This window comes from Actinomyces timonensis (assembly GCF_040702965.1).
Classification (GTDB): Bacteria; Actinomycetota; Actinomycetes; order Actinomycetales; family Actinomycetaceae; genus Actinomyces; species Actinomyces timonensis_A.
Genome location: NZ_CP159989.1, coordinates 1,629,480 through 1,646,063, shown reverse-complemented (window position 1 = coordinate 1,646,063; position 16,584 = coordinate 1,629,480). Strand labels below are relative to the sequence as shown.

The following is a 16,584-nucleotide window of genomic DNA, read 5'->3' as shown; positions in this document are numbered from 1 at the left end:
ACGGCGAGCTCCCCGTGCGCGTCCCGGCGAACTTCGATCGCGCCCCCGGCGGGGCCCTCGCGCTCGTCGGCCGCCTGCCGATGCTCCTGGTCATCGCCGGAGCGCCCGCCGCCCCCTTTGTCCAGCGCTGCGGGCGCTCGAGACCGCCGTCATGGCGGGCTTGGGGCATGAGCGTGGAGGAACAGAGGAACGGGTCGCGTGAGCAGGACCACGTGGATATCCCGGTTTCGCGCTGCTCCCGGCCTGGGATGGCCGCGTGTGCTCTGGTAGTCTCGGTGGTTGACCGGCCGGGGTCCATCCCCGGCGCGCAAGCGGAGCAATCCCACCTGGGTCCCGTCAAGGGGTCGGGTTCATGCTGAGGGTATCCCCTCGGCGCTGGCGCCTGGACGTGTGTCCGCGCGCCGGCATGCTCGTACGAGCATATGAGGCCTCCGCTGGCGATGCGCAGCGGGGGCTTTTCCCGTTGCCACGGAATCCGAACAAGGAGTGAGGAACAGCCATCAGCGAGCCCCGTATCAACGAACGGATCCGCGTCCCCGAGGTGCGCTTGGTCGGCCCCAGTGGCGAGCAGGTCGGCGTCGTCCGCGTGGAGGACGCCCTTCGGCTGGCCGAGGAGGCCGGTCTCGACCTCGTCGAGGTCGCCCCCGATGCGCGCCCCCCGGTGTGCAAGCTCATGGACTACGGCAAGTTCAAGTACGAGTCGGCCATGAAGGCGCGCGACGCCCGGCGGAACCAGGCGAACACGCAGCTCAAGGAGATCCAGTTCCGGCCCAAGATCGACGAGCACGACTACGCCACCAAGATGGGGCACGTGCGCCGATTCCTCGAGGGCGGGGACAAGGTCAAGTGCATCGTCCGCTTCCGCGGCCGTGAGCAGTCACGTCCCGAGCTCGGTGTGCGCCTGCTGGCGAAGGTCGCCGAGGAGGTCGGCGAGCTCGCCACCATTGAGTCCCATCCGCGCCAGGATGGCCGTCAGATGGTCATGGTGCTGGCCCCCACCCGCAAGAAGGCGGAGGTCAAGTCCGACCAGCGGCGCCGTCGCGAGGAGGCCCGCGCCTCCCGCCGCGCCGAGAAGCACGCCGCCAAGGCCGCCCAGGCCGCCGCTCAGGCGGCCTCGGCCACCCAGGTGGCTGAGACCCCCGCCGCGAAGCCGCCCGCCGCCAAGGCGGCCGCCGCCAAGGCGGCCGCGGCCAAGGCGCCCGCCAAGCCGGCCGCCTCGGCGAAGCCCACCGAGGCCTGAGGCCTCACCCAGACCCACCCCCCGGCCACAGCCGGTGGGGTCCGCAGCCCGGGACCAGCCGGTCACCGAGCCGACAAGAGGAAATTGACAATGCCGAAGAACAAGACGCACTCCGGTGCCAAGAAGCGCTTCCGGGTCACCGGCAGCGGAAAGCTCATGCGTGAGCAGGCCAACAAGCGCCACCTGCTCGAGGTCAAGTCCTCGCGCCGCAAGCGCAAGCTGTCCATGGACCAGCCGGTCGCCCCCGCCGACCTTCGCCAGGTCAAGAAGCTGCTCGGTCGCTGACCGGCCCAACGTCTGAAGGAGACATCACATGGCACGTGTGAAGAGGGCTGTCAACGCCCACAAGAAGCGTCGTTCTGTTCTCAAGAAGGCCTCGGGCTATCGCGGCCAGCGCTCCCGCCTCTACCGTAAGGCCAAGGAGCAGGTCACGCACTCCGGCGTCTACGCCTTCCGTGACCGCCGCGCGCGCAAGGGCGACTTCCGCCGCCTGTGGATCCAGCGCATCAACGCCGGTGCCCGCGCCGAGGGAATGACCTACAACCGCTTCATCCAGGGCCTCGGCCTGGCTGGTGTGGAGGTCGACCGCCGCATGCTCGCCGATCTGGCCGTCAACGAGCCCGCCGCCTTCAAGGCGCTCGTCGAGACCGCCCGCAAGGCGCTCCCCAAGGATGTCAACGCCCCCAAGGCCTGACGTCCCGCGCCTCCGGCGCCGCCGCCCTCCCCGTGAGGGCGGCGGCGCCGTTTCCACCCGCGCGCTGATCGTGCCGGGGCTCCCGTAGGCTTGCCGTCATGACGCCCGCGACGCCTATCGACCATGACGACGCCCCGCAGATCCTCGATAACCCGGCCTCCCAGCGCATCGCCCGCGTGGCCGGGCTCGCCCGCAGGCAGGCCCGCTCCAAGCATGGCCGCTTCCTCGTCGAGGGGCCCCAGGGGGCGCGCGAGGCGGTCCGCTGGGCGCCCGAGCGGGTCCTCGACCTCTACATGACTGAGGCCGCCGCCGATCGTCACCCCGAGATCTGGGCCGAGGCGAGGAGCGCGGGACTCTATCGGCACCTGGTGACCGCGGAGGTCATGTCCGCGATGTCGGCCGATGCCCAGGGTGTGCTGGCCGTGGCGTCGATCGAGGATGCCGTGGGCGATGAGGCGATGGGGCGGGCCTTGGAGGGCGCGGGCCTCGTCGCCGTCCTCGTCGAGGCCCAGGATCCCGGTAACGCGGGCACGATCATCCGCGCCGCTGACGCCGCGGGCGCCGACGCCGTCATCCTTCTGCGCGGCAGCGTGGAGGCCACCTCCCCGAAGGTGGTGCGCTCGACGGCAGGCAGCCTCTTCCACCTGCCCGTCATCACCGGTGTAGGCCTGGAGGAGGCCGTGGCGGCCCTGCGCGCGGCGGGCCTGACGATCCTGGCCGCGGACAGCCGTGGGGACACGGATCTCTTCGAGGCCGAGGGCTCGGCGGCCTCCGGCGGGCTGCTGACGGCCCCGAGCGCCTGGTTGCTCGGCAACGAGGCCCACGGGCTCGCCCCCGAGGCCCTGAGCCGCGCGGACGCCGTCGTCTCCATCCCGATCCTCGGGAGGGCCGAGTCCCTCAACGTCGCCGCCGCGGCGGCCCTCTGCCTCTACGCCTCCGCCCGCGCGCGGCGTCCCCGGGCGAGCCGCTCCTGACCGCGCCTGACGGTGCCCGCCGCTCCAGGGGCGCAGTCCGCTCCGTGGACGGCGGGCGACCTCGGGAATGATCCGGGGCAAGGTTGCGTTGGTCCTGCTCACGGGCGTAGCGCCCGCAGTCTCAGCACCGCCCCGAGAACGAGGTCAGCGTGACAGCACCCATGGATACCGGCGTCGAGCCCGTCGGCGGATCCGAAACCACCGGCCCCGCCGCCCCTCTCATCCGCATCAGCGGCATCACCAAGCGTTTCGGCGATTTCACAGCGCTCGACGACGTCTCCCTGGACATCCACAGGGGCGAGGTCGTCGCCGTCATCGGAGCCTCGGGCTCGGGCAAGTCGACCCTGTGCCGCACCATCAACCGCCTCGAGACCATCGACGCCGGCACCATCGAGATCAACGGCGAGCTCCTCCCCGAGGAGGGAAGGGACCTGGCCAGACTGCGCGCCGAGGTCGGCATGGTCTTCCAGTCCTTCAACCTCTTCGGCCACCGCACCGTCCTGGACAACATCACGCTCGCCCCGATCAAGGTACGCCGCATGGATCGCGCCGACGCCGAGGCCCGCGCTCGCGAGCTTCTCGCCCGCGTGGGCCTGGCCGATCAGGCCGGCAAGCGCCCCTCCCAGCTTCTCCGGCGGCCAGGCGCAGCGCGTCGCCATCGCCCGCGCCCTGGCCATGGACCCCATCGCGATGCTCTTCGACGAGCCCACATCCGCCCTCGACCCCGAGATGATCAACGAGGTCCTCGATGCCATCCGCGACCTGGCCACATCCGGGATGACGATGCTCGTCGTCACCCACGAGATGGGCTTCGCTCGCTCCGTGGCGGACAGCGTCGTCTTCATGGACGCCGGGCGCATCGTGGAGCAGGCCCCTCCTGAGGAGTTCTTCACCGCGCCGCGCACCGACCGCGCCCGTGACTTCCTCGCCAAGGTCCTCTCGCACTGACCATCGATCCTCCTCTCCGCACCACTGATGAAAGGACCCGCCTTGGCTCTCCCCACCACACTCCGATCGATCACCCGGCCCGCCCTCTCCCGGCGCGGCCTGCTCACCTGCGCGGGAGGCCTTGGCGTCGCCCTGACCCTCGCGGCCTGCTCCGACACCGGCGCCGACGGCAAGGCGGTGGCCTCCTCGACCGCGGGCGCCGACTACGACGCAGCGATCAACTCCGGCCCCGTCGCCGCCGATGACGTCGTGGCAGCCTCCACCTGGGCCAGCGCCATCAAGCAGGCCGGCATTCTGCGCGTCGGCGGCTCCAAGACCGCCCGGGTCTTCTCCATCGAGGATCCGACCACCCACAGGATCACCGGTTTCGACGCGGCCATCGGCCAGGCGCTCGCCCGCTACATCATCGGGGGCGACGACGCCGCCTCCCTCGTCGAGATCACCCAGGCCACCTCCGACACCCGCGAGACCCTGCTGACCAACGGCACCGTCGACACCGTGATCGCCACCTACACGATTACCGAGGAGCGGGCCCAGAAGATCTCCTTCGCCGGCCCCTACTACTCTTCCGGGCAGGCCGTCGCCGTCCACAAGGACACCACGGGCATCGCCTCCGTCACCGACCTCGTCGGAAAGTCGGTCGCCGTCCAGTCCGGCTCCTCCTCGCAGGCCGCCCTCGCCAAGGCCTGCCCCGGCGCCACGCCCACCCCCTTCGAGGACAACTCCGCCTGCCTGTCCGCCCTGCAGACCAGGCAGGTCGATGCCTACGTCGTGGACGAGTCCCTCCTGCTCGCCGCCGCCGAGAACAGCGCCGACATCAAGATCGTCGGCCAGCCCTTCACCGAGGACCCCTACGGCCTCGGCCTGCCCAAGAGCCCGACGCCCAGGCCTTCGTCAACGGCTTCCTGTCCGCGATCGAGGCCGACGGCACCTGGACCAGGATCTGGCAGTCCACCATCGGCGCCATCATCGGGGGCGATGTGCCTCAGCCCCCCGTCATCGGCTCCGTCGCCGGCGCGCGGACAGCCGCCCCGGCCGCCTGACGCGACCGCCCGCTGGGCCGGCGCGCCGGCCCAGCGGGCCGCTCAGCGGCAAGGACGCGCGGCAGGGAAAGGAGAACCGCACGTGCACGTCATCCTCGACAATCTCGGCATGATCGGCGAGGGGCTGAGGACCACCCTCATCATTGCCCTCCTCGCTTACGCCGGGGCGCTCGTCGTCGGCACGATGATCGCCGTCTTCCGAGTCGGCCCGATCCCTCCCCTGCGCGCGCTCGGCGCGGCCTGGGTGACCGTGGCCTGCAACATCCCCACGCTGTGCTTCATGATCCTCATGGCATTCGCGGCGCCCCGGGCGGGGGTGCCCATCAGCCGCTTCTGGGCGGCGGTGCTCGCCATCGTGTTCTCCGCCTCGGGGTTCGTCTGCGAGGCCGTGCGCAGCGGCATCAACTCCGTCCCGCGCGGGCAGATCGAGGCGGCCCGAGCCCTGGGCATGCGCTTCGGGGTGATCATCGGCCAAGTGGTCCTGCCCCAGGCCCTCGCCCGAGTCATCCAGCCGCTGGTCAACATCTTCATCTCCTGCCTCATCGGATCCTCCCTCACAGCGGCCATCGGGATCCGGGAAGCTCGCCAGCGTCACCCAGCAGCTCAACCTGGAGTACGCCGAGGCCGTCGTCTGCTTCCTGGTCTCCGGGCTCATCTACCTCGCCCTGGCCTTCGCGGCCACGCGCCTCGGCCACGCCCTGGAGCGCCGCCTGGAGAACGCGCGGGGGGTGGCCGCATGAGCGCGCTAGCCGCCATCACCGGCAGCCTCGGGGACAGGGCCCCCGCAGCCAGGCGCAAGCGCGCCGAGAGTGATGCCGCCCTGCTCTTCGACGTCCCCGGCCCACGAGGTCGGGCCAGGATCCTCCTCGCCTCACTGGCGGTGACCGCCCTCGTGATCGCGCTCGTCGCTGTCGGCATCCACCACCTCTCGGGAAGCGGGCAGCTCGACTACGCGAAATGGCGCTACTTCCTGGGCCAGTCGATCGTCAGCTATCTGGGTCGGGCGGTCCTCGACACCCTGCGCGCCGCCGCCGTCTCAGCACTCCTGTCCTTCCCGGTCGGCATCGCGCTGGGCTGGATGCGGATGGCCCGCTCCGCCCCGCTGCGGGGCGCCGTCGGCCTGTGGATCGACGCGATGCGAGCCATCCCCATGCTCCTCCTCGTCTACTTCTTCCTCCTGGCCGTGCCCCGCTGGGGCCCCACCCTGCCATCGATGTGGATGCTCGTGGTCCCCATCGTCATGTGCACATCTGCGACGACGGCGGAGGTCTTCCGCTCCGGCGTGCGCTCCCTGGACGCCGGCCAGTCCGAGGCCGCGGCCGCCCTGGGGCTCAGCGCGGGGCAGACGATGCGCCTCGTCCTCGCCCCCCAGGCCCTGCGGCTCATGCTGCCCACCCTGATCACCCAGATGGTGACGATCCTCAAGGACACATCGCTCGGGTACGTGGTGGCCTACGGCGAGCTCATGTACGCCACCAAGGTGCTCACCAACGCCGCGGGCTTCGACGTCTACCTGCCCGCCTACGTCGTCGTCGCCCTCATCTACGTGGTCATCAACTGGGCGCAGTCCGCCGCCGCGCGCCGCATCGAGGCCCGCCGCCGCTGATCGCCTCGCTCGCAGGCGCTCGGCCCCGAGCGCGCCGGGGAGGGACCGGCGTTCTCACGCCCCCTGGGCGGGCCCCGGCTCGGGGGACACCCCATCGCTCTCGGTCCAGAAGGCCGTGAGCGCCTCCAGCAGAGCGGAGGGATTCTCCAGCTGGGCGGAGTGGGCGGCGCCGGGGATGAGCGTGAAGGACGCGCCGAGCCTCTTGGCCCAGGGCTCGTACCACTGCACCGGCCACATCGTGTCATTCGCGCCGACGACGACGTTCAGCGGCAGCCCGGTGGCGAGAAGCCGCTCGGTCATGTCGGGGAAGCGCGCCACGATCCTCGCGATCCCCCTCAGGCCGGCCATGGGGGTGGCCAGGGCCCGCAGGCGCAGCACCTCCAGATGCGAGTCCCCCTGGGGCTCCTTGGGCATCCTGGGGTGGATGAGGCGGTGCGCGATCCTCGCGCCGAGGGGGCCGTACAGCAGACGCATCCCGTTCATCATCCACATGCGGGGCCCGGGCTTGGGGCCCGAGGAGAAGATCGTGAGAGTGCGGAAGAGCGTCGGGTCGGCGATGGCCGTCGCCCGGGCGATGATCCCGCCGAAGCTGTGCCCCACGAGGTGCACCGGGACGTCCTCCGCCCCGAAGGACCTGGCGATGGCGAGGGCGTCCTCCACGTAGTGCTCGATCCGGTACTCGCGGGTGCGCTTGGGGGCCGCCGAGTCCGCCTGGCCGCGCTGGGAGTACGCCAGGGCGGTGTAACCGGCGTCCTGGACCATGGGCAGGAAGGAGGAGAAGTCCTCCTTCGAGCCGGTGAACCCGGGGATGAAGAGCACGCGCGCGGGCTCGGCACCGCCCTGTTCAGCGGGGGCCGCCTGGGCGAGAGTCGCGGTGAGCTCGCCCGCCGGCGCGGGGATGGCGAGTATCCGCAGGTCCTCGTCGAGAGGCTCCGGTCCGAAGGGAGCGTGCGGGAGGGCACCAGCGATAGGCGTCAGCATGCGCGAGAGCCTACCGGCCATGGCGCGCGGGCCCACGGAGGACGGGTCCCGGTGCCCGGCGGGGCTCTGGGGCGGGACGGATTCGTCCCCGTCGGGCCGGGGCACTACCCTGGGCCCAGCACCAGCGGCCACGCCGTCGGGCGCGCTCGCGCGATCCCGGCACTCCAGGCGGTGCCGCGCCGCACTGGACCTTTCGAGGAAGGCGCCCGCATATGAATGACGCAGCCGCCGCGACCGGCGCACTGTCCCCACTCGACGCCGACGGCATCAGTGCCGTCGTCGAGCAGGGCCTCGCGGCCATCGCCGCCGCCGACTCCCTGCCGGCGCTCAAGGAGGCGCGACTGGCCTACACCGGTGACGCCTCCGCGCTCGTGGCCGCCAACCGCGGCATCGGCGCCCTGCCCAAGGAGGACAAGCCCGCCGCCGGCAAGCTGCTCGGCGCCGCCCGGGGCCGGCTGAGCGCCGCCCTCGCCGCGCGGGCCGCGGAGCTCGAGGCCGCCGCCGAGGCGGACATGCTCGCCACCGAGACCGTCGACGTCACCATCCCCACCGACCGCGTCGCCGCGGGGGCGCGCCACCCGCTGGACGTCCTCATGGATGAGGTCTCCGACTTCTTCGCCGCCATGGGCTGGGCGATCGCCGAGGGGCCGGAGGTCGAGCACGAGTGGTTCGACTTCGACGCCCTCAACTTCGACGCCGACCACCCCGCCCGCCAGATGCAGGACACCTTCTACATCGACGGCGCCTCCGTGGGCGCCGCCCCCGGCGAGCCCTCGAACCTCGTCATGCGCACCCACACCTCCCCGGTGCAGGCCCACGTCATGCTCGCCTCCGAGCCCCCCATCTACGTCGCGTGCCCCGGCAAGGTCTTCCGCTCCGACGAGCTCGACGCCACCCACACCCCCGTCTTCCACCAGGTCGAGGGCCTGGCCGTGGACAAGGGCCTGACCATGGCCCACCTCAAGGGCACCCTCGACCACTTCGCCCGCGCCATGTTCGGCCCCGAGGCCCGCACGCGCCTGCGCCCCTCCTTCTTCCCCTTCACCGAGCCCAGCGCCGAGATGGACCTGTGGTTCCCGCAGAAGAAGGGCGGGCCCGGTTGGATCGAGTGGGGCGGCTGCGGCATGGTCAACCCCAATGTGCTCATCGCCTGCGGCATCGACCCCGAGGCCTACACCGGCTTCGCCTTCGGCATGGGCCTGGAGCGCACCCTCATGCTGCGCCACGGCATCGCCGACATGCATGACATCGTCGAGGGGGACATCCGCTTCTCCCAGCAGTTCGGAACCACTGGAAAGGGCCACTGACATGCCGTACGTCCCCCTGGAGTGGCTGCGCGAGCACGTCGACGTCCCCACCTCCACCACCGCCGAGGAGCTCGCCTCCGCCCTCGTGCGCGTCGGCCTGGAGGAGGAGCGGATCGTCCCTCCCGCCATCACCGGCCCCCTCGTCGTCGGCAAGGTCCTCACCCGCGAGGCCAAGGAGCAGACCAACGGCAAGGTCATCAACTACTGCCGCGTGGACGTCGGCCCCGAGCACAACGACGCCCCCGGCACCGGCAAGGAGCCCAGCGACCTGCCCAGCCGCGGCATCGTCTGCGGCGCCCACAACTTCGAGGTCGGGGACAGCGTCGTCGTCTCCCTGCCCGGCGCCGTCCTGCCCGGTGACTTCGCCATCGCCGCCCGCAAGACCTACGGCCACGTCTCCGACGGCATGATCTGCTCCGCCCGCGAGCTCGGCATCGGGGAGGACCGCTCCGGCATCATCGTGCTGGACCAGTGGCTCGCCGCCCACGGGCATGACGGCGAGGAGCCCCCCGCGCCCGGCACCGACGCCCTTCCCCTGCTCGGCCTGGGGGAGGAGGTCCTGGAGATCAACATCACCCCGGACCGCGGCTACTGCTTCTCCATGCGCGGAGTCGCCCGCGAGTACTCCCACTCCACCGGCGCCCGCTTCACCGATCCCGCCGACGGCGCCAACACCGGCCTGTTCCCAGCGGGCGTGGCCGACGCCTCCACCAGCGCCGGCGAGGGCTTCCCCGTCATCATCGCCGAGGACACCGCCGCCATTCACGGCCGCCCTGGCTGCGACCGCTACGTGGCGCGCCTCGTCACCGGCATCGACCCCACCGCGCCGTCCCCGAAGTGGATGGCCGACCGCCTCGCCGCCGCCGGCATGCGCCCCATCAGCCTGGCCGTCGACGTGACCAACTACGTCATGCTCGACCTGGGCCAGCCCCTCCACGCCTTCGACGCCGACAAGCTCGTCGCCCCGATCGTCGTGCGCCGCGCCAGGGCGGGGGAGTCCCTCACCTTCCTCGATGAGGTCACCCGCTCCCTCGACCCCGAGGACCTCGTTATCTCTGACTCCGACGGCGGGCAGGGCGCGCGCCCCCTCGTCCTGGCCGGGGTCTTCGGCGGCGCCGACACCGAGATCGACGCCTCCACGCGCAACGTGCTCATCGAGGCCGCCCACTTCGACGCCGTGTCCGTCGCCCGTTCCTCGCGACGCCACAAGCTGCCCAGTGAGTCCGCCAAGCGCAACGAGCGCGGCGTGGACACCGCCTTGGCCGCCGTCGCCGCCCAGAGGGCCGTCGACCTGCTCGTCGAGTACGGCGGCGGCAGCGCCGAGCCCGTGGCCACAGACATCGACCGCACCAGCGCGCCCGAGCCGATCGTCATCCGCGCCGACGCCGCGGAGCGGCTCACGGGCGTCGCCTACGGCGCCGCGCGGGTCACCGAGCTGCTCGAGATGATCGGCTGCGTCGTCGCCCCCGCGGGCACCGACGGCGCCGGCCGCGAGCTCCTCGCCGTCACGCGGCCCACCTGGCGCCCCGACCTCGTGGGCGCCGCCCACTTCGCCGAGGAGGTGGCCCGTCTCGACGGCTATGACGCGATCCCCACGATCGTGCCCACCGCGCCCGCAGGGCTGGGCCTGACCCCCCGGCAGAAGGCGCGGCGCGACGCCGTCGCCGCCCTCGCGCACGCCGGCCTCACCCAGGTCCTCTCCTACCCCTTCATCGGCGATGCCCACGACCGCCTCGGAATCCCGGAGGGCGACCCGCGCCGCCGGGCGGCGCGGCTGCTCAACCCCCTGGCCGAGGACGCCCCCGCGCTGCGCACATCCATCCTCGACACCCTCGTGGGCGCCGCTCGCCGCAACATCTCCCGCGGGCTGCCCGACGTCGCCGTCTTCGAGATCGGGGCCGTCACCCGTCCCGCGGGGACCGCGCCCGCGCCGATCATCGGCGTGGACCGGCGCCCCACCGACGATGAGCTCGCCGCCCTGGAGGCCGGCATCCCCGCCCAGCCGCTCCACATCGGCGCCGTCCTGGCGGGCGATCGTGAGCGCGCCGGCGTGCTCGGCGCTGCCCGCCCCTGGGACTGGGCCGACGCCGTGGAGGCCGTGCGCGCCGTCGCCCACGCCGTGGGCATGGGCGTGGAGGCCGCCGCGCCCGCCGCTCCCGTCGCCCCCTGGCACCCCGGGCGGGTCGCCGAGCTCCGCCTGCCGCCGACCAGAGCCGGCAGGGAGGTCATCCCCGGCCAGGTCGTCGCGCACGCCGGCGAGATGCACCCCCGGGTGGCGCGCGCCCTCGGCCTGCCCGAGCGCTCCTGCGCCGTGGAGATCGACCTCGATGCCCTCCTCGACGCCGCCGAGGACCGGGGCGTCCTCCAGGTGGGTGCGATCTCGACCTTCCCCGCCGCCAAGGAGGACATCGCGCTGGTCGTCGACGAATCCGTCACCGCCTCCCAGGTGGAGGAGCTCATCCGCGCGACCGCCAAGGACCTGGCCGAGGACGTGCGCCTCTTCGACGTCTTCCGCGGCGAGCAGGTGGGTGAGGGGCGCAAGTCGCTCGCCTTCTCCCTGCGCCTGCGCGCCGCCGACCGCACCCTGACGGCCGAGGACACAGCAGGCATCCGCAAGCGGATCGTCAAGCGCGCCGCCAAGGCCCTGGGCGCCGAGCTGCGCGCCTGAGGCCCTGTGAATTCAGGGCCTGGAGTCCCAGCGTGATCCCACGCTTCGTGCTTGACTTTCCGTCATGACGATCCTCTTGACCTCCTCGTCCCGCCATGGCACCACTGACTCGATCGCCGGCGTCATCGCCCAGCGCCTGCGCGAGGCGGGCCTCGACGTCGATGAGGCGCGCCCGGAGGAGGTAACCAGCGTCGAGGGGTATGACGCCTTCGTGCTGGGCAGCGCGATCTACATGACGCGCTGGACCGAGCAGGCCACCGACTTCACGCGCCGCTTCCGCGAGGAGCTGTCCGCTCTTCCCGTGTGGGCCTTCTCCGTGGGCCTGTCCGGGGTGGACAAGGGCGAGGTGAGCGACCCGCTCCGCATCGGGCCGGTGCTCCTGTCCCTCAACGCGCGCGAGCACGTGACCTTCCCGGGGCGCTTCGACCCGGCTCAGCTCAACCTACGCGAGCGCACCATCGCCAGGATGGGCGGTGCCTCCGAGGGCGACTTCCGCGACTGGGGCGCCGTGCGCGCCTTCGCCGACTCCATCGCCTCCGCCCTGCGCGGCCGGGCCTGAGGGGGCCCGCCCCGCGAGAACCCGGCCTCGCCGTGTGCATGTCTATGCAATGGCGTGTATGGTTCACGTATGACGTGGACAGCAGCGGTCGTGGGCGCGACCGGATACGCCGGGGGCGAGGTCCTCAGGCTCCTCGCCGCGCACCCCGAGATCGAGATCGGTGCCGTGACGGCCAACTCCTCGGCTGGGGCGCGTCTCGGGCAGATCCACCCCCACCTTCCCGAGCTGGCGGCGCGGGAGGTCGAGCCCACCGAGGCCGGGCGCCTGGCCGAGCATGACATCGTCATCCTCGCCCTCCCGCATGGGGCGTCCGGGCAGGTCACTGCTGCCATTGAGGATGCCGCCCGGGCCTCTGGACGCTCCCCGATCCTCCTCGACTGCGGCGCCGACCACCGCCTCACCTCGGCCGCGGCCTGGGAGCACTACTACGGCGGCCCCTTCGCCGAGCCCTGGGCCTACGGCATGCCCGAGCTCCTCCACGCCGGCGAGACCAGCCCCGCCGCCCAGCGCGCCGTGCTGAGCGCCGCCACGCGCATCGCCGTCCCCGGGTGCAACGTCACTGCCGTCACTCTCGCCGCCCAGCCCGGCGCCGCGGCCGGTCTCATCGACACCTCCTCTCTCACCGCGGTCCTCGCGGTCGGATACTCCGGGGCGGGAAAGTCCCTCAAGCCCCATCTCACCGCCGCCGAGGCCCTCGGCTCCGCCCGGGCCTACTCCGTGGGCGGCACCCACCGCCACATCCCGGAGATCGTCCAGAACCTCCAGGTCGCTGGCATCTCCGCGGGAACCACGCGCCTGTCCTTCACCCCGGTGCTCGTGCCCATGAGCCGGGGGATCCTCGCCACAGTCATCGCCCCCCTGACCGCCCTCGCCCTCGGCGCTGACGACCCCCAGGCCCGCCTGCGCGGGACCTGGATCGACGCCTACGGCTCGGGCGGCGACGGCGAGGCCCTCATCCGCGTCCTGCCCGAGGGCGTGTGGCCCACCACCGGCTCCGTCCTCGGCTCCGGCCTCGCCTACGTGCAGGTCGCCGTCGACGTCGCGGCCGGGGTGGCGACGATGATGTGCGCCATCGACAACCTCGGCAAGGGGACCGCCTCAGCCGCCATCCAGTCCCTCAACCTCGCCCTGGGCCTTCCCGAGACCACGGGCGTCATCATGCAAGGAGTAGCGCCGTGAGCATCACCGCCGCCAAGGGCTTCCGCGCCACGGGGGTCAGGGCCGGGCTCAAGGCCTCAGGGAATCCCGACCTCGCCCTCGTCGTCAATGACGGCCCGCTGGCGGTCGCCGCCGGGGTGTTCACCACTAATCGGGTGGTCGCCGCGCCCGTGACCTGGTCCCGCCAGGCCCTGGCCGCCGCCCCCGTGGCGCGCGCCGTCGTCCTCAACTCCGGCTCCGCCAACGCCTGCACCGGTGAGCGCGGGGCCGCCGATGCCGCCGCCACCGCCGCCCATGTGGCGGGGCTCCTCGGCTGCGAGCCCACGGACGTCCTCGTGTGCTCCACCGGAGTCATCGGCGAGCCCATCGACATGGGCTCCCTGCTCCCCGGCGCGGACGCCGCGCTCGCCGCGCTGGCCGCCACGCCCGAGGCCGGCCACGAGGCGGCCGTCGCCATCATGACCACCGACACCGTCCCCAAGGAGGCCGCGGCCGCCCGCGACGGATGGACCATCGGCGGCATGATCAAGGGCGTGGGCATGCTCGCCCCCGGGCTGGCCACCATGCTCTGTGTGCTCACCACCGACGCCGTCGTCGAGCCCGGCGCCGCCCAGGCCGCCCTGGCCTCCGCCGCCGCGCGCACCGTCAACCGCATCAACTCCGATGGCTGCATGTCCACCAACGACACCGTCCTCCTCCTGGCCTCTGGGGCCTCCGGGATCACCCCGACGGATGCCGAGCTCGCCGACGCCGTCCACGAGGTCCTGGGCGCTCTGGGCCGCAGGCTCGTCGCCGACGCCGAGGGCGCCACTCACGACATCGCCATCACCGTGCTGGGCGCGGCCAGCGAGAGGGCGGCCGAGGTCGCGGCCCGCGCAGTCTCGGCCTCCAACCTGCTCAAATGCGCTGTCGCCGGCGAGGACCCCAACTGGGGGCGCGTCCTGTCGCAGCTCGGGACCGTTCCTGAGGAGGCCTGCCCCTTCAACCCCGATGAGGTGGACGTGACCATCAACGGCGTCACCGTCTTCCGCCACGGCCGCCCGGGCGAGCCCAGGGGCTCCGTGGACATGCGCCCCCGCGAGACCCGGATCGATATCGACCTGGGGGCGGGATCGGCCCGGGCGACCGTCTGGACCAATGACCTCACCCACGGCTACGTCACCATCAACGCCGACTACACCACCTGAGCGTGCGCGATGAGTATCGAGACATCCCAGATCAGCCCCCAGATCAAGGCCGAGGTCCTCCTCGAGGCCGTGCCATGGCTGCGCAGCTACAAGGGCGCCACCATGGTCATCAAGTACGGTGGCAACGCCATGATCGACGAGGGCCTCAAGCGGGCCTTCGCCCAGGACATCCTCTTCCTCCACCAGGTCGGCGTGCGGCCCGTCGTCGTCCACGGCGGCGGCCCCCAGATCAACGAGATGCTGGGCCGCCTCGGCATCGAGTCGGAGTTCCGCGGCGGGCTGCGCGTGACCACCCCGGAGGTCATGGACGTGGTCCGCATGGTGCTCACCGGCTCGGTCCAGCGCGAGCTCGTCTCCCTGCTCAACCTCGACGGGTCCGCCGCCGTGGGCATCTCCGGGGAGGACGGTGGTCTCCTGCGCGCCAGCCAGCGCTCTGCCACGGTCGACGGCGCCAGTGTGGACGTCGGCCTCGTCGGCGACGTCGTCGAGGTCAGCCCCCAGCCGATCATCGACCTGCTCGACCAGGGCCGTATCCCCGTCATCTCGTCCGTGGCGCCGCTGGTGACCGACTCGGCGACCGTCCTCAACGTCAACGCGGACACCGCGGCCGCCGCCATCGCCATCGCGCTGAGGGCCCGCTCACTGGTGATGCTCACCGACGTCGAGGGCCTTTACGCCGCTTGGCCGGACCGCTCGTCGCTCGTCCCCTTCATCTCCGCCCACGCCCTGGAGGAGATGCTCCCTAGCCTCGCCAGCGGCATGATCCCCAAGATGGAGGCCTGCCTGCGGGCCGTGCGCGGGGGAGTGGGACAGGCCCATGTCATCGACGGGCGCCAGGCGCACTCCATGCTCCTGGAGATCGTCACCGATGAGGGAGTGGGCACGGTCATTCACCCGGGGGACAGCCCCGTGCCGCCGCTCGGCGGAGGGGAACGGCTATGACCGGGGCGACCACCACCGCGCCGGAGGGCGCCGGCGGCAACGCCGAGTGGCGCGACCGCTACGCCAGCGCCGTCATGAACACCTTCGGCACGCCCTCGCGCGTCCTCGTGCGGGGCAGCGGGACGAGGGTCTGGGACGCCGACGGCGCCGAGTACCTCGACCTGCTCGCGGGCATCGCCGTCAACTGCCTCGGCCACGCCCACCCGGCGGTCGTCGAGGCGGTGAGCGCCCAGCTGGCCACGCTGGGCCACGTCTCCAACTTCTTCACCTCCCCCGCCCAGGTCCGCCTGGCCGAGGAGCTCATCACCCTGACCCTCCCGGGCGCCGAGCCCGGCACCTCCAGGGTCTTCCTGGCCAACTCCGGCACCGAGGCCAACGAGGGGGCGCTCAAGATCGCCCGCCGCCACGGCGGCTCCTCCCGGCCCCGCGTCCTCGCCCTCGAGCAGGCCTTCCACGGGCGAACCATGGGCGCGCTCGCCATGACCTACAAGGCCGTCTACCGCGAGCCCTTCGAGCCCCTTCCCGGGGGCGTCGAGTTCGTGCCCGCCGGGGACGCGAGCGCCCTGAGGGACGCCATGGGGCCCGATGTCGCCGCCCTCCTCGTCGAGCCCATCCAGGGCGAGGCCGGCGTGCGCCCCCTGCCCGACGGCTACCTCGAGGCCGCCCGCGCCCTGACCCGCGACGCCGGCGCCCTGCTCATCATCGACGAGGTCCAGACCGGCATGGGCCGCGCGGGCGCCTGGATGGCCCACCACCTCCTGGCCCCCGGCGTCGTCCCCGATGTCGTCACCCTGGCCAAGGGCCTGGGCGGCGGGATGCCGATCGGCGCGGTGGTGGCCACCGGCCGGGCCGCCGAGCTCCTCGGTCCGGGTCAGCACGGCACCACCTTCGGCGGCAACCCGGTGTCGGCCAGCGCCGCCCTGGCCGTCATCGACGCCCTGCGCTCCGAGGGCCTCCTGGCGCGCGCGGCGGACCTGGGGCGCAGGTGGGCGTCGGAGATCGCCCGAGTCCCCGGTGTCGACGGCACGCGCGGTCTGGGCCTGCTCATCGGCGTCGCGCTCAACCCCGAGGCCGGGCCCGCCTCCGCCATCGCCGAGGACCTCGCCCGGGCCGGGTTCATCGTCAACGCCCCCCGTCCGGACACCCTGCGCCTGGCGCCGCCCCTCATCCTGTCCGACGAGGACGCTGATGCCTTCACCGCCGCGCTGTCGGCCATCCTCGCCGCGCGCCTGGCGGGCGCCCCCGGGGGCGCGACGACTGCGGGGAGCCATGACTGA

Annotated in this window: 13 protein-coding genes and 3 pseudogenes; 15 read left to right on the top strand and 1 reads right to left on the bottom strand. The window is 72.5% G+C overall.

Going from position 1 to position 16,584, the window contains the following annotated elements; translation table 11 throughout:
- The first annotated feature begins 499 nt into the window (after positions 1–499).
- The 8 genes and pseudogenes from infC to ABXS69_RS07115 all read left to right on the top strand — a co-directional run bounded on the left by infC (position 500) and on the right by ABXS69_RS07115 (position 6,505).
- Positions 500–1,240 carry a translation initiation factor IF-3 gene (gene infC / locus ABXS69_RS07150; protein WP_366181563.1) on the top strand — a complete coding sequence of 247 codons (741 nt, stop codon included), beginning with the start codon at positions 500–502 and terminating at the stop codon, positions 1,238–1,240.
- 90 nt (positions 1,241–1,330) lie between these two features.
- On the top strand, positions 1,331–1,525 hold the full coding sequence (gene rpmI, locus ABXS69_RS07145; RefSeq protein ID WP_366180031.1) for a 50S ribosomal protein L35: 195 nt from the start codon (positions 1,331–1,333) through the stop codon (positions 1,523–1,525).
- A gap of 28 nt (positions 1,526–1,553) precedes the next feature.
- A complete protein-coding gene (gene rplT / locus ABXS69_RS07140; RefSeq protein ID WP_366180030.1) occupies positions 1,554–1,934 on the top strand; it encodes a 50S ribosomal protein L20 in 381 nt (126 codons plus the stop codon).
- 98 nt (positions 1,935–2,032) lie between these two features.
- A complete protein-coding gene (locus tag ABXS69_RS07135; protein ID WP_366180029.1) occupies positions 2,033–2,908 on the top strand; it encodes an RNA methyltransferase in 876 nt (291 codons plus the stop codon).
- 161 nt (positions 2,909–3,069) lie between these two features.
- Positions 3,070–3,856 (top strand): annotated as a pseudogene (locus ABXS69_RS07130) (amino acid ABC transporter ATP-binding protein).
- Positions 3,857–3,883: 27 nt separating this feature from the next.
- Positions 3,884–4,899: pseudogene (locus tag ABXS69_RS07125) on the top strand (glutamate ABC transporter substrate-binding protein).
- Between the two features lie 82 nt (positions 4,900–4,981).
- Positions 4,982–5,639 (top strand): annotated as a pseudogene (locus ABXS69_RS07120) (amino acid ABC transporter permease).
- The gene (locus ABXS69_RS07115; protein WP_366180028.1) at positions 5,636–6,505 is read left to right on the top strand and encodes an ABC transporter permease subunit; all 870 of its coding nucleotides are present in this window, start codon (positions 5,636–5,638) and stop codon (positions 6,503–6,505) included. The pseudogene ABXS69_RS07120 and the gene ABXS69_RS07115 overlap by 4 nt, the downstream one beginning before the upstream one ends.
- 54 nt (positions 6,506–6,559) lie before the next feature.
- Here the strand turns inward: ABXS69_RS07115 and ABXS69_RS07110 are convergent, their stop codons facing one another.
- Entirely contained in the window at positions 6,560–7,486 is a 927-nt protein-coding gene (locus ABXS69_RS07110; protein ID WP_366180027.1) for an alpha/beta hydrolase, read from the bottom strand.
- Between the two features lie 212 nt (positions 7,487–7,698).
- Here ABXS69_RS07110 and pheS point away from each other — a divergent pair, with 212 nt between their 5' ends.
- From pheS to ABXS69_RS07075, 7 genes are all read left to right on the top strand, one after another.
- On the top strand, positions 7,699–8,793 hold the full coding sequence (gene pheS, locus ABXS69_RS07105) for a phenylalanine--tRNA ligase subunit alpha (protein WP_366180026.1): 1,095 nt from the start codon (positions 7,699–7,701) through the stop codon (positions 8,791–8,793).
- Position 8,794: 1 nt separating this feature from the next.
- Positions 8,795–11,461 (top strand): phenylalanine--tRNA ligase subunit beta, encoded by a 2,667-nt coding sequence (gene pheT / locus ABXS69_RS07100; RefSeq protein WP_366180025.1) that lies wholly within the window; start codon positions 8,795–8,797, stop codon positions 11,459–11,461.
- Between the two features lie 64 nt (positions 11,462–11,525).
- Positions 11,526–12,020, top strand: coding sequence for a flavodoxin domain-containing protein (locus ABXS69_RS07095; RefSeq protein ID WP_366180024.1), 495 nt, complete (start codon positions 11,526–11,528; stop codon positions 12,018–12,020).
- 69 nt (positions 12,021–12,089) lie between these two features.
- Entirely contained in the window at positions 12,090–13,199 is a 1,110-nt protein-coding gene (gene argC, locus ABXS69_RS07090; RefSeq protein ID WP_366180023.1) for an N-acetyl-gamma-glutamyl-phosphate reductase, read from the top strand.
- Positions 13,196–14,365 (top strand): bifunctional glutamate N-acetyltransferase/amino-acid acetyltransferase ArgJ, encoded by a 1,170-nt coding sequence (gene argJ, locus ABXS69_RS07085; protein WP_366180022.1) that lies wholly within the window; start codon positions 13,196–13,198, stop codon positions 14,363–14,365. The genes argC and argJ overlap by 4 nt, the downstream gene beginning before the upstream one ends.
- Before the next feature lie 9 nt (positions 14,366–14,374).
- Entirely contained in the window at positions 14,375–15,307 is a 933-nt protein-coding gene (gene argB / locus ABXS69_RS07080) for an acetylglutamate kinase (protein WP_366180021.1), read from the top strand.
- Complete coding sequence (locus tag ABXS69_RS07075) at positions 15,304–16,584, top strand: acetylornithine transaminase (RefSeq protein ID WP_366180020.1); 1,281 nt, start codon at positions 15,304–15,306, stop codon at positions 16,582–16,584. Before argB ends, ABXS69_RS07075 begins: the two co-directional genes overlap by 4 nt.

Bases quoted from the DNA above. Each gene is read 5' to 3' on its own strand.
- ABXS69_RS07110 (WP_366180027.1), bottom strand. From the start codon at position 7,486: ATGCTGACGCCTATCGCTGGTGCCCTCCCGCACGCTCCCTTCGGACCG.
- argB (WP_366180021.1), top strand. From the start codon at position 14,375: ATGAGTATCGAGACATCCCAGATCAGCCCCCAGATCAAGGCCGAGGTC.
- ABXS69_RS07115 (WP_366180028.1), top strand. From the start codon at position 5,636: ATGAGCGCGCTAGCCGCCATCACCGGCAGCCTCGGGGACAGGGCCCCC.
- ABXS69_RS07095 (WP_366180024.1), top strand. From the start codon at position 11,526: ATGACGATCCTCTTGACCTCCTCGTCCCGCCATGGCACCACTGACTCG.
- pheS (WP_366180026.1), top strand. From the start codon at position 7,699: ATGAATGACGCAGCCGCCGCGACCGGCGCACTGTCCCCACTCGACGCC.
- rplT (WP_366180030.1), top strand. From the start codon at position 1,554: ATGGCACGTGTGAAGAGGGCTGTCAACGCCCACAAGAAGCGTCGTTCT.
- pheT (WP_366180025.1), top strand. From the start codon at position 8,795: ATGCCGTACGTCCCCCTGGAGTGGCTGCGCGAGCACGTCGACGTCCCC.
- ABXS69_RS07135 (WP_366180029.1), top strand. From the start codon at position 2,033: ATGACGCCCGCGACGCCTATCGACCATGACGACGCCCCGCAGATCCTC.
- argC (WP_366180023.1), top strand. From the start codon at position 12,090: ATGACGTGGACAGCAGCGGTCGTGGGCGCGACCGGATACGCCGGGGGC.
- rpmI (WP_366180031.1), top strand. From the start codon at position 1,331: ATGCCGAAGAACAAGACGCACTCCGGTGCCAAGAAGCGCTTCCGGGTC.
- ABXS69_RS07075 (WP_366180020.1), top strand. From the start codon at position 15,304: ATGACCGGGGCGACCACCACCGCGCCGGAGGGCGCCGGCGGCAACGCC.